Source organism: Micromonospora sp. WMMA1949 (genome assembly GCF_027460145.1).
Lineage (GTDB): Bacteria > Actinomycetota > Actinomycetes > Mycobacteriales > Micromonosporaceae > Micromonospora.
The window spans coordinates 3,775,725-3,791,913 of sequence record NZ_JAPZBG010000001.1; the positions used below are offsets into that span (position 1 = coordinate 3,775,725).

General features: G+C 73.3%; 13 protein-coding genes and 1 pseudogene. 9 read left to right on the forward strand and 5 right to left on the reverse strand.

Going from position 1 to position 16,189, the window contains the following annotated elements; genetic code table 11:
• Positions 1-99 precede the first annotated feature (99 nt).
• The gene (locus tag O7607_RS17865; protein ID WP_269704375.1) at positions 100-2,103 is read left to right on the forward strand and encodes a protein meaA; all 2,004 of its coding nucleotides are present in this window, start codon (positions 100-102) and stop codon (positions 2,101-2,103) included.
• Positions 2,104-2,172: 69 nt separating this feature from the next.
• Here the strand turns inward: O7607_RS17865 and O7607_RS17870 are convergent, their stop codons facing one another.
• Complete coding sequence (locus O7607_RS17870; RefSeq protein WP_013288237.1) at positions 2,173-2,469, reverse strand: DUF1540 domain-containing protein; 297 nt, start codon at positions 2,467-2,469, stop codon at positions 2,173-2,175.
• Positions 2,470-2,528: 59 nt separating this feature from the next.
• The gene (locus O7607_RS17875) at positions 2,529-3,146 is read right to left on the reverse strand and encodes a DUF4126 domain-containing protein (RefSeq protein ID WP_262014017.1); all 618 of its coding nucleotides are present in this window, start codon (positions 3,144-3,146) and stop codon (positions 2,529-2,531) included.
• A 71-nt stretch (positions 3,147-3,217) separates the two neighbouring features.
• Here O7607_RS17875 and nucS point away from each other — a divergent pair, with 71 nt between their 5' ends.
• A complete protein-coding gene (nucS, locus tag O7607_RS17880; RefSeq protein WP_030503891.1) occupies positions 3,218-3,877 on the forward strand; it encodes an endonuclease NucS in 660 nt (219 codons plus the stop codon).
• Between the two features lie 9 nt (positions 3,878-3,886).
• Here the strand turns inward: nucS and O7607_RS17885 are convergent, their stop codons facing one another.
• Positions 3,887-5,389, reverse strand: a complete 1,503-nt coding sequence (locus tag O7607_RS17885) for an aldehyde dehydrogenase family protein (protein WP_269704377.1) — start codon at positions 5,387-5,389, stop codon at positions 3,887-3,889.
• Positions 5,390-5,608: 219 nt separating this feature from the next.
• Here O7607_RS17885 and O7607_RS17890 point away from each other — a divergent pair, with 219 nt between their 5' ends.
• From O7607_RS17890 to O7607_RS17920, 7 genes and pseudogenes are all read left to right on the forward strand, one after another.
• Entirely contained in the window at positions 5,609-6,055 is a 447-nt protein-coding gene (locus O7607_RS17890) for an FHA domain-containing protein (protein ID WP_269704378.1), read from the forward strand.
• Positions 6,056-6,783: 728 nt separating this feature from the next.
• Positions 6,784-7,848 carry an alpha/beta fold hydrolase gene (locus tag O7607_RS17895; RefSeq protein WP_269704379.1) on the forward strand — a complete coding sequence of 355 codons (1,065 nt, stop codon included), beginning with the start codon at positions 6,784-6,786 and terminating at the stop codon, positions 7,846-7,848.
• Positions 7,849-7,971: 123 nt separating this feature from the next.
• A complete protein-coding gene (locus O7607_RS17900; protein ID WP_269704380.1) occupies positions 7,972-9,762 on the forward strand; it encodes a 3-hydroxyacyl-CoA dehydrogenase family protein in 1,791 nt (596 codons plus the stop codon).
• A 41-nt stretch (positions 9,763-9,803) separates the two neighbouring features.
• Positions 9,804-10,299: pseudogene (locus O7607_RS30585) on the forward strand (SigE family RNA polymerase sigma factor).
• Positions 10,296-11,339: a hypothetical protein gene (locus tag O7607_RS17910; RefSeq protein WP_269704381.1), complete on the forward strand. Its 1,044-nt coding sequence runs from the start codon at positions 10,296-10,298 to the stop codon at positions 11,337-11,339. Before O7607_RS30585 ends, O7607_RS17910 begins: the two are co-directional and overlap by 4 nt.
• A 61-nt stretch (positions 11,340-11,400) precedes the next feature.
• Complete coding sequence (locus O7607_RS17915) at positions 11,401-11,733, forward strand: hypothetical protein (RefSeq protein ID WP_269704382.1); 333 nt, start codon at positions 11,401-11,403, stop codon at positions 11,731-11,733.
• A gap of 67 nt (positions 11,734-11,800) precedes the next feature.
• Complete coding sequence (locus O7607_RS17920) at positions 11,801-12,610, forward strand: alpha/beta hydrolase (protein ID WP_269704383.1); 810 nt, start codon at positions 11,801-11,803, stop codon at positions 12,608-12,610.
• A 4-nt stretch (positions 12,611-12,614) separates the two neighbouring features.
• Here the strand turns inward: O7607_RS17920 and O7607_RS17925 are convergent, their stop codons facing one another.
• Positions 12,615-13,886 (reverse strand): AI-2E family transporter, encoded by a 1,272-nt coding sequence (locus O7607_RS17925; RefSeq protein ID WP_269704384.1) that lies wholly within the window; start codon positions 13,884-13,886, stop codon positions 12,615-12,617.
• Between the two features lie 209 nt (positions 13,887-14,095).
• Positions 14,096-16,153, reverse strand: coding sequence for a hypothetical protein (locus tag O7607_RS17930; protein ID WP_269704385.1), 2,058 nt, complete (start codon positions 16,151-16,153; stop codon positions 14,096-14,098).
• Positions 16,154-16,189 lie beyond the last annotated feature (36 nt).

Below are 16,189 nucleotides of genomic sequence, written 5' to 3' on the forward strand. Positions count from 1 at the left end.
CGTACGGTGGGCCGGCCGCGCGCCGGCCCACCGACGCGGGCAGCGGGTTGTGTGGTTTTCCACACTCTCTTTTACTGAACGGTAACTTAAACTCCGGCCATGGACGACGCGATGCCGGGACGGCTGCCCGAGCGGGACCGCCCGTGGGTGATGCGCACGTACGCCGGGCACTCCTCCGCCGCGGCCACCAACGCGCTCTTCCGCCGCAACCTGGCGAAGGGGCAGACCGGCCTGTCGGTCGCCTTCGACCTGCCCACCCAGACCGGGTACGACCCGGACCACGAGCTGGCCTCCGGTGAGGTGGGCCGGGTGGGCGTGCCGGTGGCGCACCTGGGCGACATGCGGGCGCTGTTCGAGGGCATCCCGCTGGCCGAGATGAACACCTCGATGACCATCAACGCCCCGGCGATGTGGCTGCTCGGCCTCTACGGCACCGTCGCCGCCGAGCAGGGCGCGGAGCTGAGCCGCTGCGCCGGCACCACCCAGAACGACATCATCAAGGAGTACCTGTCCCGGGGGACGTACATCTTCCCGCCGGCGGCGTCGCTGCGGCTGACCGCCGACGTGATCGCGTACACGCTGCGCGAGATGCCCCGGTGGAACCCGGTCAACATCTGCTCGTACCACCTCCAGGAGGCGGGCGCCACGCCGGTGCAGGAGGTCGGCTTCGCACTGGCCACCGCCGTCGCCGTGCTGGACACCGTGCGCGACTCCGGTCAGGTGCCGCCCGAGCGGATGGGCGACGTGGTCCAGCGGATCTCGTTCTTCGTCAACGCCGGGGTGCGCTTCGTCGAGGAGATCGCCAAGATGCGCGCGTTCGGCGCGCTCTGGGACGAGATCACCCGCGACCGCTACGGCGTGGAGAACCCGAAGCAGCGCCGGTTCCGCTACGGCGTACAGGTCAACTCGCTGGGCCTGACCGAGGCGCAGCCGGAGAACAACATCCAGCGCATCGTGCTGGAGATGCTCGGCGTCACGCTGTCCCGCGACGCCCGCGCCCGCGCCGTGCAGCTGCCCGCCTGGAACGAGGCGCTGGGCCTGCCCCGCCCGTGGGACCAGCAGTGGTCGCTGCGCATGCAGCAGGTGCTGGCGTACGAGTCGGACCTGCTGGAGTACCCGGACCTGTTTGCCGGCTCGCACGTGATGACCGCGCTGGTCGACGACATCGTCTCCGGCGCCCGCGTCGAGCTGGAGAAGGTGCTGGAGATGGGCGGCGTGGTCACCGCCGTCGAGTCCGGCTACCTCAAGAGCGCGCTGGTGGCCTCGCTCGCCGACCGGCGCCGCCGGATGGAGTCCGGCTCGGACGTGGTGGTCGGCGTCAACCGGTTCACCGAGACCGAGCCGTCCCCGCTGACCGCGGCGGGCGCCGAGGCGATCGAGCAGGTGGACCCGGCCGTCGAGGAGGCGGCCACCGACGGCGTCCGCCGGTGGCGGGCCGACCGGGACGCGGCGGCGGTGGAGGCGGCGCTGGCGAAGCTGCGCGCGGACGCGGCCACCACGGCGAACCTGATGCCCGCGACGCTGGACTGCGTGCGGGCCGGGGTCACCACCGGCGAGTGGGCGGGCGCGCTGCGCCAGGTCTACGGCGAGTACCGCGCGCCGACCGGCCTGGCCGGGGCGGTCGGGACAGCCGGTGACGCGACCCTCGCCGGAGTTCGGGAGCGGGTCGTCGCGACCGCCCGGGAGCTGGGCAGCGGGCGGCTGCGGCTGCTGGTCGGCAAGCCGGGGCTGGACGGGCACTCCAACGGCGCCGAGCAGATCGCGGTACGCGCCCGCGACGCCGGCTTCGAGGTGGTCTACCAGGGCATCCGGCTGACCGCCGGGCAGATCGTGGCGGCCGCCGTGGAGGAGGACGTCGACCTGGTCGGCCTCTCCGTGCTGTCCGGTTCGCACCTGGCCGCCGTGCCGGCGGTGCTGGACGGGCTGCGCGCCGCCGGACGGGGTGACCTGCCGGTGGTGGTGGGCGGGATCATCCCGGCCGCCGACGCCGAGGCGCTGCGCGCCGCAGGAGTGGCCCGGGTGTTCACGCCGAAGGACTTCGCGCTCACCGGCATCATCGACGAGCTGGTCACAGTGATCCGCGAGGCCAGCGCGCTGGCGTGAAAGGAAGGGCCCCTTGTTAACGCCTCCGGTAGAGAAGGGGCCCCTTCTCAACACCCGTCCGCGTGGGGGTCAGCGGCTCTCGTAGGTCATGCAGTCGGCCATGTCCATGTCGGGGCCGACGGTGATGGCCGGGGCGTGACACTCCAGGTCGGCGTTGTGCCGGCAGTCGGCGCGTGAGCACGCCCCGACCTGGGCGACCAACTGGTCGAGACCACCGCGCACCGGCATCTCCACGAACGTGTGGCAGTGGGCGTGGTCGCTGCTGCCGATCGTGATGGCGAAGGCGTGGCAGTCGTTCGTGTGGTTGTAGGCGCAGGACCGGACGGCGCACTCCTGGACCCGGGGCATCTCCAACGACGCGGTCATCTCCCGTACCTCCTTGGGTGTCTTGCCCCGATTTTAGAGGTTTCGGGCGTCGGTGCGGGTCAGACGCGGAAGCCCGCCGCCCGGGCGGCGGCGCGTTCCCGCCGCCGCTCCCGGCGGCGGCGGAACAGCCACGGTACGAAGAACACCAGGGCGACCAGGAACACCAGGACCAGCACCGGCAGCAGCAGCGCCACCACCGACATGACCACGCTCGTCGCGTCCTCGGCGGTGCTGGCCACCGGCGCGCCCACCCCGGCGGTGGTCGCGTTGATGACCGGCCGGGCGACGGCCTTGAGCAGGTGTACGCCGAGCGCGATGAGCACGCCGACCACCACCGGCACCCACTGGTGCGTGGAGAAGAACGTGTCCGGGTCGCTCACCGTGACGGTCTCCGAGCCGGCGCCCGCGCCGAACGCGAGCCCGCCGGCGGTCGGCCGGACCACCGTCTGCACCACGTCGTTGACGTGGTCGACCACCGGCACCTTGTCGGCCACCACCTCGACCGCGAGCAGGACGGCGAGGATGAGCACCACCCAGCCGTTGCCGAGCCACTGCCAGCCGCTCGGCAGCTCGACCAGATCGGTGTAGCGGGACAGCAGCCCCATCAGCAGCAGCGGGATGTAGGCGTTCAGGCCCGCCGAGGCGGCCAGACCGGAACCGGTGAGGACTTCGAGCACGATCTCAATATGGCACCGGTGCGCCAGTGGCGCTCGTCGGCGTCCGCCGGGGCCTCGGCTACCCTCGGCGGGTGCGGTTGGTGATTGCGAAGTGCTCAGTGGACTACGTCGGACGGCTCTCGGCCCATCTGCCCCCGGCGACCCGGTTGCTGATGGTGAAGGCGGACGGGTCGGTGTCGATCCACGCCGACGACCGGGCCTACAAGCCGTTGAACTGGATGAGCCCGCCGTGCCGGCTGGAGGAGGCCCCCGGCGTCTGGCGGGTGGTGAACAAAGCCGGCGAGGAGCTGCGCATCACCCTGGAGGAGATCTTCCAGGACACCTCGTACGAGCTGGGTGTGGACCCGGGCCTGCGCAAGGACGGCGTCGAGGCCCACCTGCAGGAACTGCTCGCCGCGAACCCGGAGACGCTGGGGGAGGGCTTCACGCTGGTCCGGCGGGAGTACATGACCGCGATCGGGCCGGTCGACCTGCTCTGCCGGGACGCGGTCGGCGGTGCGGTGGCGGTCGAGGTGAAGCGGCGCGGCGAGATCGACGGCGTGGAGCAGCTCACCCGCTACCTGGAGCTGATGAACCGCGATCCGCTGCTCGCGCCGGTGGCCGGGGTGTTCGCCGCGCAGGAGATCAAGCCGCAGGCGCGGGTGCTCGCCACCGACCGGGGGATCCGGTGCGTGGTGGTCGACTACGACAAGCTGCGCGGCATCGAGCGCGACGAGCTGACGCTGTTCTGAGGCGCTGCCTCAGCGGCCCCGGCCGTACATCAGCTTGGCGATCTTGATGATCCGGGCGACGTCGGCCGGGGTGCGCTCGAACGTCATGGCCGGCAGCAGCGACCGGGCCCGGCGGCGGGTGACCGACTTGGGCCGGCCGAACTCCCGCAGCCCCTCCTCGCCGTGGATGCGGCCGATGCCGGACTCGCCGGTGCCGCCGAACGGCAGCGTGGACATGCCGGCGAAGGTCAGCGCCGAGTTGACCGAGGCCATCCCGGAACGCAGCCGCCGCGCCACCGCCACCGCCCGCGCCCGGCCGAAAACCGAACCCCCGAGACCGTACGGCAGCGCGTTGGCCCGCTCGACCGCCTCGTCCATGTCGCGGACCCGGTTGACCACGAGGGTCGGGCCGAACGTCTCCTCCCGCACGGCGGCCGAGTCCTCCGGGACGTCGACGAGCACCGTCGGATGCACGTACGGCGGCTGGACCGCCTCCGGGCCGCCCAGCACCGCCCGGCCGCCGCGGCTGACCGCGTCGTCGATGTGCCGCCGAATGATCTCGATCTGCGACGGCATGGTGATCGGGCCGAGGTCGGACCCGTCGGCGCCCACTGTGAGCCGCCCGGCCTTCGCCACCACCTTCTCCACGAACGCGTCGAAGACCTGGTCGACCGCGTAGACCCGTTCGATGCCGATGCACGTCTGGCCGGCGTTCGTCATCCCGCCCCACACGCACGCCTCCGCCGCGGCGTCCAGGTCGGCATCGCTGTCCACGATCATCGCGTCCTTGCCGCCGGCCTCCAGCAGCACCGGGGTGAGCGTCTCGGCGCAGGCGGCCATCACCCGCTTCGCGGTGGCGGTCGAGCCGGTGAAGGCGACCTTGCCGACCCCGGAGCGGCACAGCGCCGCGCCGACCGCGCCGAACCCGTGCACCACCTGGAACACCGGCTGCTCCGGCACCACCTCGGCGAACCTGTCGACCAGCCACTGGCCGACCGCCGGGGTGTACTCGCTCGGCTTGAACACCACGGCGTTGCCGGCCGCGAGCGCGTACGCGGCGGAGCCGATCGGCGTGAAGACCGGGTAGTTCCACGGGCCGATCACGCCGATCACGCCGTACGGCTGGTATTCCAGGTGGCCGCTGAACTCGGCGAGGACCAGCCGGGAACGGACCCGGCGCGGCCCGAGCACCCGCTGCGCGTTGCGGGCCGCCCAGTCGATGTGCTCCAGCGCGGTGAGGATCTCCACCACGGCGTCGCCGACCGGCTTGCCGCCCTCGGTGTGCATCAGGTCGGCCAGTTCCTCGATCCGCCGCGCGAGCACGCCGCGCCAGCGCTGCAGGCGGGCCCTCCGGCCGGCGAAGCCGAGCCCGGCCCACCAGTCGCCGGCCTCCCGGGCGCGGTCGACGGCGGCACGCACGTCCGCCTCGGCGGCCAGCGGGAATCGGCCCGCCTCGGCGCCGGTGGCCGGGCTGGTCGACACCAGTAGACCCTCGGAGATGAGCGGGGCGCCCGGCACATGTACAGCGGTCATGGCCGAAGTCTAGACCCGAGGATTACTCGCCGGTAGGTGTCGAATGCGCCGTACGCTGCGCGGACGATCAGCCCGTCGCATCGACGGAGATGCCGTCCGAAACGGCGAACGGGAGATGGCCGGCCGGGGTCACGGGGGTGACCGCGCGGTGGTGCAAGCCACTACGGTGAGGTGGCAGGCTGACGCCGCGGGGCGATGTGGGGTGGAGGTCGACTGTCCATGGAGGAGCATCCTGAGCTGATGCCGTTGCTGACGGTGTCCGGCGGGGCGATGCGAGGGCTCACGTTCCGGGTCGGCCAGGACGCGCAGGTGATCGGCCGGGCGCCGACCGCCGACATCGTGCTCGCCGACCCGCACCTGAGCCGGCGGCACGCCACCGTCCGGGCCACCCCGGAAGGGGTGCTGCTCACTGACCTCGGCTCGACCAACGGCACCTGGCTCAACGACACCCGGGTCACCGGCAGCGTGGCGATCGCCGACGGCGACGTGGTCCGGCTGGGCCGCACCGACCTGCGCCTCTACGACCCGGGCGTGGCCCGGACCGACCCGGTCGGGATGAGCTTCGGCGCGCTGCGCCGCGACCAGCGCCCCACCCTGCCGCTGCCCGTCCCCGGGCCGCGCCAGCCGATCGAGGCGCGCGAGGCGCAGCCGGCCGACGTCAGCTAGCGGCCCCGGCCCTCGCTGATTCCCGGCATCCGCCCGATGGGGCGTCGAGGCCAGGTGGATTCCTCCACGGCTGCTGCGTGCCGGCACCCGCTGGGCCGTCGAGGCACCCTGAGCCCTCGACGGGCGCTGATTCCCGTTGCTCGCTGAGCCCTCGCGTCCGCGCTGACCCCGCCCGCGCGCCGCTCGCGCGCGCAGCCCGGCGGCGCAGGAGCGCGCGCCCCGCCACCCGCCGGCCTCCCCAGCGCCCCTCCCTGGCCCGCCCACTCCGCGGGTGATCAAGGAGTTTGGGTACGGAAACAGCTCCCGCGGTGACCCAAACTCCTTGATCACCGCCGTGACGCGAGCGGCGACCGGAATCGCCGACGAGCCCTCCGACGGGCCGGTGATCAAGGAGTTTGGGTACGGGAAGGCCTGGTGCGGCGACACAAACTCCTTGATCACCGCGGGTGATGGGCCGCCGGCCGACCAGCGATGGGGCCGGCGGACGGGCGGGCCGGGCGGGCTGGCGCTCCCAGGTCCCGTCGATCATGAAGTTGGCGGCGACAAATCGGACGCAGAACGCCGCCAACTTCATGATCGACGCGGTTGGCGCGGGCGCGGGCGCGGCGGGGGTGGGGCGCGGCGGGGGCGGGGGCGAGGGCCGGCGGGGGCGTGCGCCATCTTCGGGGGGCCTGCTGTGTCTGTGGGGCACATGGACCGGGGGCGGGCGTGCGTGTCAGCATGCGCGGATGCGCAGCGCACGGCACATGGTCCAGGCCAACGGCATCACCCAGGCGGTCCGCGTGGCCGGTCCACCGGACGGCGTGCCGGTGCTGCTGGTGCACGGCAACGTCTCCTCCTCCGCGTTCTGGGAACCGCTGCTGGCCCGGCTGCCGGAGACGCTGCGGGTGGTCGCCCCCGACCTGCGCGGCTACGGCGAGACCGACACCGCGCCGGTCGACGCGACCCGAGGGCTGGACGACTTCGCCGACGACGTGGCCGCGCTGCTGGCCGTCCCGGGGCTGTTCGCGCCCGGCGCCCGGCCGGTGGTGGCGGGGCACTCGCTGGGCGGCGGCGTGGCGATGCGGCTGCTCGTCGGCCACCCGGAGCGGGTCGCAGGGCTGCTGCTGGAGGCGCCGGTGTCCCCGTACGGCTTCGGCGGCACCCGGGACCTCGACGGCACTCCGACCACGCCCGACTTCGCCGGCACCGGCGCCGGTGGCGCGAACCAGGACTTCGTAGTCCGGCTCGCCGCCGGTGACCGGAGCGCGGACGGCCCGACCAGCCCGCGCGCGGTGCTGCGTGCCGCGTACGTGGCCGACCCGGCGTCCCTGGGCGACGACGAGGACCTGCTGCTGGAGAGCATGCTGACCACCGCCACCGGGGACGACAACTACCCGGGCACCGCTGTGGCCTCGCCGCACTGGCCGGGGACCGCCGCCGGGCCGCGCGGCGTGCTCAACGCGCTGGCCCCGGCCCACTTCCGGCTCGCCGACGAGCTGGTCGCCGTGCTGGTCAAGCCGCCGGTGACCTGGGTACGCGGCGACGCCGACGTGATCGTCTCGGACACCTCGCTGTTCGACCTGGCGTACCTCGGTCAGCTCGGTGTGGTGCCCGGCTGGCCGGGCGAGGCCCAGTGCCCGCCGCAGCCGATGGTGGGGCAGACCCGCGCGGTGCTGGACCGGTACGCGGCGGCCGGCGGGACGTACCGCGAGGTGGTGCTGCCGGGCTGCGGGCACAGCCCGCACCTGGAACGGCCGACCGAGTTCGTCGCCGAGCTGCTGGCGCTGGTGGGGGAGAACGCCACCGGGTGAGGCGCGGTGCGTGAAATATCCCACGGCGTCTCGACAACACAGCGTCACGTGGCAGACTCCGGCGCATAACCTTAGCGGCCGTTCATGTCGCGGACGGCGGAGTCGAGCCAGGGGAGGCCGGTCGTGGCGCGGGAGTTCACCAGGGTGGGCGTGGTGGGTCTGGGCACCATGGGTGCCGGCATCGTGGAGGTGTTCGCCCGCAACGGCCTCGACGTCACAGCCGTGGAGATCTCCGACGCGGCGCTGGAGCGCGGCCGGGTCACGCTCACCGGCTCCACCGACCGGGCCGTCGCCAAGGGCAAGCTCGCCGAGGCCGAGCGGGACGCCCTGCTGGCGCGGGTCGACTTCCGGGTCGGGCTGGACGCGCTGCACGACGTGGACCTGGTGATCGAGGCGGTGCCCGAGCACCTGGACCTCAAGCAGCGGATCTTCGCCGAGCTGGACCGGGTCTGCAAGCCCGAGGCGATTCTGGCCACCAACACGTCCTCGCTGAGCGTCACCGAGATCTCCGTCGCCACCACGCGGCCCAACCAGGTCATCGGCATCCACTTCTTCAACCCGGCCCCGGTGATGAAGCTGGTCGAGGTGGTCCGCACGGTCGTCACCTCCGCCGACGTGGTCGCCGACGTGGAGGCGCTCTGCGAGCGGCTCGGCAAGGTCGACGTGACGATCAGCGACCGGGCCGGCTTCATCGCCAACGCGCTGCTGTTCGGCTACCTGAACCACGCGGTCGGCATGTTCGAGGCCCGCTACGCCACCCGCGAGGACATCGACGCCGCCATGAAGCTCGGCTGCGGCCTGCCGATGGGCCCGCTGGCGCTGATGGACCTGATCGGCCTGGACACCGCGTACGAGATCCTCGACACGATGTACCGGCGCGGTGGCCGGGACCGCCGGCACGCCCCGGCCCCGCTGCTCAAGCAGATGGTCACCGCCGGTCTGCTGGGCCGGAAGTCGGGTCGCGGCTTCTACACCTACGAGCGGCCGGGTTCGCCGAAGGTCGTACCCGACGAGTACACGCCGCTCGCCGCGGACGCCGCGCTCGCCGACGGCGCCCGCGCCATCGCGAAGGTCGGCGTGGTCGGCTCCGGCACCATGGCCACCGGCATCATCGAGGTGTTCGCCAAGGCCGGGTACGAGGTCATCTCGGTGACCCGGGGCGCGGAGAAGTCCGCGAAGGTCTGCGAGGCGGTCAAGACCTCGCTGAACAAGGGCGTGGTGCGGGGCAAGCTCAGCGAGACCGACCGGGACGACGCGCTCGGCCGGATCACCTGGTCCGCGACGCTGGAGCACCTGGCCGACGTCGACCTGGTGGTCGAGGCCGTGATCGAGGAGCTGAGCGTCAAGAAGGCGCTGTTCGCCAGCCTCGACGAGATCTGCAAGCCGGGCGTCGTGCTCGCCACCACCACCTCGTCGCTGCCGGTGATCGACGTGGCGATGGCGACCCAGCGTCCCGCCGACGTGGTCGGCCTGCACTTCTTCAACCCGGCGCCGATCATGCCGCTGGTGGAGATCGTGCAGACCATCCGCACCTCCGGCGAGACGTCGGCCACGGCCCGCGCGGTCTGCGCGAAGCTCGGCAAGACCGGCGTGGTCTGCGGCGACCGGTCCGGCTTCATCGTCAACGCGCTGCTGTTCCCGTACCTGAACGACGCGGTGAAGATGCTGGAGGCCAGCTACTCGACCGCCGACGACATCGACTACGCGATGAAGCTCGGCTGCGGCTACCCGATGGGCCCGTTCGAGCTGCTCGACGTGGTCGGCCTGGACGTCTCGCTGGCCATCCAGCGGGAGCTGTACCTGGAGCTGCGCGAGCCCGGCTTCGCCCCGGCGCCGCTGCTGGAGCACCTGGTCACGGCCGGCTACCTGGGCCGCAAGTCCGGCCGCGGGTTCCGCGACCACACCCGGCGCTGACCGCTGTCAACAGCCGGGCCCGGTGACGGCGTCTTCGGGGTGTGACCTTCGAGGAGTACGTCGGCAGCCGCGGCCCGGCGCTGTTGCGCCTGGCCCGGCTGCTCACCGGTGACGCGCACCGCGCCGAGGACCTGACCCAGGACGTGCTGGCGCGCGCGTACGTGCACTGGCGGAAGATCGCCCGGGCCGACCGGCCCGACGTGTACGTGCGCCGGATGCTCGTCAACGCGAACACGTCCTGGTGGCGGCGGCGATCCAGCCGTGAGCTGGCGGTCGACACGTTCGCCGACCGGCCCGAACGCGGCGACCTGAGCGGCGAGGCCGGCCGATCGGGACGAGATGTGGCGGCTGATCCGCGCCCTCCCGGACCGCCAGCGCACCGTGCTGGTGCTGCGCTACTACGAGGATCTGGACGACGCCACGATCGCCCAGATCCTCGACTGCTCCCCGGTCACCGTCCGCACCCACGCGATGCGGGCGCTCACCCACCTCCGGGAGCGCTGCGGCGTCCCGATGACCAAGGGGAGCCGGCCGTGACCGACCTCGACCAGCGGATCACCTCGGTGCTGCGGGAGCACGCCGAGGGTGCCGTGGACATCGACCGGCTGACCGCCCGGGCGGTGACGGGTGGCCGCCGTCGACTGCGCCGTCGTCGGTCGGTGCTCGGTGGAGGGCTCGCCCTGGTCGCGCTCCTCGGCGGCTTGGCCGTCGTCCCGGGCCTCCCGGGCGTGGACCGGCCGTTCACTGGTCCGGCCGTCGGATCCGGGCCGGTGCCACCGGTGATGCGGGCCGAGCCGGGAGCGGCGGCCGCGCCGGAGGTCGTCGGCACCGACACCGGGGTGCTGCACTTCGGCGTCGACACCAGCCGGGCCCGCTACCTGCGCTGGGAGACGTGGCGGGACGTGGAGAGCATCCGGCTGGACGTCGGCGGCGGGCGGATCGTCACGGTAGAGCTGGCGCGCTCGGCCGAATCGCTACGGCAGTACACCGCCGAGGGGGTGCCCTTCGACGTCAGCGTGTTCGCCGAGGAGGCGGCGTTCGACGGCAGCACCAGCGGCCTGACCGTTGACGGGCTGACGATCCGGGTGCGGCAGTGGAAGCCGGTGCCCGGCCTGTACGCGCGGGCAAGTACGTCGGGCCAGCCGGACACGGCGCTGACCACCGCGGTGGAGGCGCTGCGGCTGAACGAGGCCCGCCGGTGTGGCGCCCCCGTCCGCCCCACGAGCCTGCCGGACGGGGCCCGCGTCGTGGGCTGCCGGGTCGACGTGAGCGGTTTCCCGCGGCTGGTGACCGCTCGGTTCGTCATCACCGGCCCCGTCACCCAGGAGATGGCCGTCTCCTACCGGTACGCGGCCGAGGCGTCGACCTCGACTGCGGGCGCCAACATGGAGATCAACGGGCGGCCCGCGCGCCTCTACGCCGCATACGGCCGGATCGAGCTGCTCGGTCTACCGAAGGCGCACCTGCTCGCCGAGTACGGCTGGCCGCACAACGGGTTCGACGAACGCGACGCGGCGCTCGTGCTGGGTGGCGTACAGGTGGCGCCGGACCCGACCCGTCCGGAGACCTGGGACTGAGCGGTCGTCCGCCGACCGGCCGCCCGACCCGGGCCGGTCCGGCCGGCGGACCGTACGCTTGGTGACCGTGAGCCCCCGTCGCAACCGCCCTCGCCGGGACGACATCGCCGCCGTGGACGCCGAGCGTGCCCGCCACGGCGTGCCGACCGTGCAGCAGTGGCGCGACGGCGAGTGGCAGATACGCGCGATCAGCGGCGGCGCGTCGGTCAAGACGTACCGCTGTCCCGGCTGTGACCAGGAGATCCGCCCCGGCGTGGCGCACCTGGTGGCCTGGCCGGCCGACGACCGGGGTGACCTGACGGATCGCCGCCACTGGCACTCCGGCTGCTGGCGGGCCCGGGACCGGCGCGGGCCGAACCTCCAGCGCGGCCGGGGCGCCCCGCGCTACGGCTGAGCGATCTGGATCACCAGGTTCCCGTCCCACTGGGCGGCGGGGCCGCCGACACGGGAGACTGGAAGACGTGAGCACTCCGATTCGCGCGTCGTCGATCCTGCCCGGCCGCCGGGAGGACATCGAGCTGCACACCGCCGACGGGCTGACGCTCGTCGGCGAGTTGGCCCGGCCGCTGGACCGCGAACCGGCCGCCACACTGGTCTGCCTGCACCCGCTGCCCACGCACGGCGGGATGATGGACAGCCACGTGTTCCGCAAGGCGGCGTGGCGGCTGCCCGCGATGGCCGGCCTGGCCGTGCTCCGGTTCAACACCCGAGGCACCAGCAGCGTCCGCGGCACCAGCGAGGGCGCGTTCGACGGCGCGGTCGGCGAGAAGTTCGACGTGGCCGCCGCGATCGAGTACGCCGAGTTCCACGAGCTGCCGAACATCTGGCTGGTCGGGTGGTCGTTCGGCACCGACCTGGCGCTGAAGTACGGCTGCGACCCGGCGGTGGCCGGCGCGATCCTGCTCTCCCCGCCGCTGCGCTACTCCGCTCCGGAGGACCTGGCGGTCTGGGCCGAGACGGGCAAGCCGCTCACCGCGCTGGTCCCCGAGTTCGACGACTACCTGCGCCCGGAGGAGGCCCGGGAGCGCTTCGCCGCCGTGCCGCAGGCCGAGGTGGTGGGCGTGGACGGCGCCAAGCACCTCTGGGTCGGCGACGCGGAGAAGGTACTGGACGAGATCGTCCGGCGGGTCGCCCCCGGCGTACCGCTGCCGCTGCCGACCACCTGGGACGGCCCGATGGAGACCGGCGACGTCAGCGCGTACGCCGACCGCACCGTCGCCGCGTTCGCGGACACCCCGGTGCCCGGCCCGGCCCAGCGACGCGCCGAGTAACGGCTCAGCGGGCGTCCTGGCGCGGTAGCACCACCTCGCGCAGGATCAGCTGCAACGCGGCCACCGTGGGGATCGCGATGAGCGCGCCGACGACGCCCAGCAGCGCCACCCCGAGCAGCGCGGCGAGCAACGCCGCCACCTCGTTGACCGCGACCGCCCGGCGCATGATCTTCGGATAGATCAGGTAGTTCTCCACCTGCTGGTAGAGCACGAAGAACACCAGGCAGGCGATGCCCACGGGCAGGTCGGTGGCGAGCCCGACGAGCGTGACCACCACCGCGCCGAGCGTCGCGCCGATCTGCGGGATCAGGTCGGTCACCGCGACCACCACGGCCAGGGCGAACGGGTACGGCAGGCCGACCGCCAGCGCGAACACGAACGTGCTCACCCCGGCCAGCACCGCGATGGCCAGTGCCCCGACCATGTAGGCGCCGACCCGGGTCAGGATCTCGTCGCCGATCAGCCGGACCCGCTCCCGGCGCGAGCGCGGCGCCATCGCGTACCCGAGTTCGCGCATCTTGTCGAAGTACGCCAGGAAGTAGATCGTCAGCACCAGCACGGTGAGCAGGCGGAAGATCGTCCCGAAGATCAGCTGCGCGCCGCCGAGCACACCGCCGAGCGCCCGCCCGATCGTGTCCGCGTTCGCCGCCGCCTGGACCCGTTCCATCACGTCGTACCGGATCACCAGGTCGTTGACGGTGGGGTTGCGGCGCAGCTCCTCGACGTACCCGGGCAACTGCTGGACGAACTGGCCGGACTGGGTCACCACCGGCGGTACCAGCGCCAGCAGCCCGGCGACGATCAGCAGCAGCAGGGTCAGCGTCACCACCGCCACCGCCAGCCCGCGCGGCAGGCCCCACTTGCGCAGCCGGACCACCGCCGGGTGCAGGCCGACCGCGAGGAACAGCGCGATCACCACGAGCACCAGGATGCCGGCGGCGTTGCGGATGCCCAGGAACAACGCGTACGCGAGCAGCACGCCGAGCGCGCCGGTGAACCCGACCAGGAAGGCGCTGCGCCGCAGCGGGCGTCCCGGTACGCCGAAGCGCCCGCTCGGCTCGAACTCGCCCGGCTCGACCTCGGTCGGCCGCTCGCTGCTCGTGTCCGTGCCGGTCCGCGGGTGCCCCGCGGTGCGCGTGGTGTCGCTGGCGGTGCTCGTGGTCTCGTTCGCGGTGCGCGTGGTGTCGTTCGCGGGCTTCGCCGCGCCGGTGGAGGAGCCGGAGGTGTTTCCGTCCGCGGCCTCGTCGTCCCGGGCGGCGGATCCCTCCTGCGACACCGTGCCTCCCCGCTGCCCGGCTCGCCCGCCGGTGACGTCCACGGCCGCCGCGCGGCCCTCTGCCCGGAGGGTAGTCGCCACCGCCCGCCCCGGGCCATCCCATCACCGCTACCCGCCGCCTCAGCCGTCCGGCGGGTCGGGGAGTGGCGTGGTCCGGGCGGGCCGGATGCCGCCACTTCGGCGAAGTGGCGGCATCCGGAGGCGGTGGATCAGTCCTTGTCGACGGTCACCGTGCTGGGCTTGGCGCTGCGCTCGTCGGTGGTCGGCTTGGTCGGGCGCTTGCCGTTCTCGCCGGTGCTGGTGATCTTCGTCGGGGTGGCGCCCCGGCCGCCCTCGCCCGGCACGGCGGCCACCGTGGGCTCACCGTCCACGCCCGCGCCGGCGGGGGAGTCCATGGTGGTGACCGGTTCGCCGACCGGCTTCGCCTTGCCCGCCTCCGCCGGCGCGGCGTCGCCCTTCGCCGCTGCGGCGCCATCGGGGACGGGAGCGGCGGCACCCTTCGCTGCCACCGGCGCACCGCTGCCGACCGGGGCGTCTGCGGGCTCGTCGCCGTCGTCGGTGCCCCGGCCGGAGGCGGCGGTGGCGAGCTCGTCCGGGTCGACAGGGGTGGCCGCGATTCCGGCCGAGTCGGCGTCGCGCCGCAGGTCGGTGAGCCGGCGCTGCAGGTCGTCGGACTCCTGCCGCGACTTCCACGTCTCGGTACGCAGGTCGGCCAGCTCCTGCTGGGCCTTGGCGATCTCCAGCATCACGCCGGCGAGCTGCTGCCGGCCGGCGGCCACCTCCTGCTGGGTCGAGGCCAGGTGCTGCTGGGTGGTGGCGAGGTGCTGCTGGGTCGTGGCCGCGTACTCCTCGAACTGGCGGCGCGAGGCCGCGACGTGCTCGTCGGCCTTGCGGCGCTGCGCGGTGGCGTCCGCCTCGGCGCGGCGCAGCAGCTCGGCGGCCTCCAGCTCGGCCTGCTGCCGCATGCTCAGCGCGTCGGCCTCGGCGGCCTCCCGGACGCCGGCGGCGGTGCGCTCGATCTCGTCGCGCCGCGTGGTGTACGCCTGCTCCAGTTCCTCCTGCCGCTTGGCGTGCTGCTTGTCCAGCTCGTCGCGGCGCTTGGCGAACTCCTGCTCGGCGGCGGCCCGGCGCTGGGCCAGCTCCTTCTCCGCGCTGTCCCGCCGCTCGGTGACCTCCTTCTCCACCCCGGCCCGCCACGCGCCCAGCTCCTGCTGGGTCTGGGCGCGGGCCTGCTGCACGTACGCCTCGGTCTCGGTGCGCATGCGCTGCACGTACGCCTCGACCTCGGCGCGGTTGCGCTTGCCGGCCTCGGCGGCCTCGGTGGTGAGCCGGTTGGCTTCGGTGCGGGCCCGGCCGCGGGTGGCCTTGGCGGCCTCCTCCGCGTCGTCCACGATCTTCTTGGCCTCGGCCAGCGCCTTGGCGTGCGTGGCCCGGCCGGCCTCGGCGGCGGCGTCGGTGAGCCGCTTGGCCTCCTGCTGGCCCTTGGCGTGCACCTCCTTGGCGGCCTCGCGGAGCTGGTTCGCCTCCTGCTGGGCCTTCGCCAGCGCCTCCTTGGCCGCCTCGCGCAGCCGGGCGGCCTCCTGCTGGGCCCGGGCGTGGATCTCCTTGGCGGTGTCGCGGAGCTGGGTGGCCTCCTGCTGGGCCTTCGCCAGCGCGTCCTGGGCGGTCCGGCGCAGCTTCTCGGCCTCGTCCTGGGCGGCCGTCCGCAGCTTCGTCGACTCGTCCTGCGCGGCCTTGCGCAGGTTCGCGGACTCGTCCTTGGCGGCCTTGAGGGTGGCCTCGGCCTCGGCCTTGCGGGCGGCGGTGTGCCGCTCCTCCTCGGCCCGGCGGGCGGCCAGCGCGATCTCGAAGTCCTTCAGCGCCTGGGCGGCCTGCTCCCGGGCCTCCTCGACGATGTGCTCGGCGGCGGCGCGGCGGGCCTCGATCTCCTCGTTGGCGGCGGCCAGGATGTCGTCGGCCTGCTCCTCGGCCATGGTGAGGATCTGCTCGACGCGCGGACCCAGGTGGCGGAACGACGCCCGGTCCACCACCGCCGCCTGCTTGCGCACCTGGGCCAGGTCGCGCTGGAGCACCTCGACCTGACCGGCCAGCTTGTGGATCTGGGTGTACGCCTGTTCGCGCTCGGTGGTCAACGCCGCGATCTCGTGCTCCGCGCGAGCGACGTAGCGGTCGACCTGTCGTTTCTCGTACCCCCGCAGGGCGGACTCGAAGCTGGGCTCCGTCGTCACGTCCCCGCCGAGCGCGAACAGTTCCTCGCCGTGCGACATGACCCCATCCTCACACGCATCCGGGTCTGCGGGGGC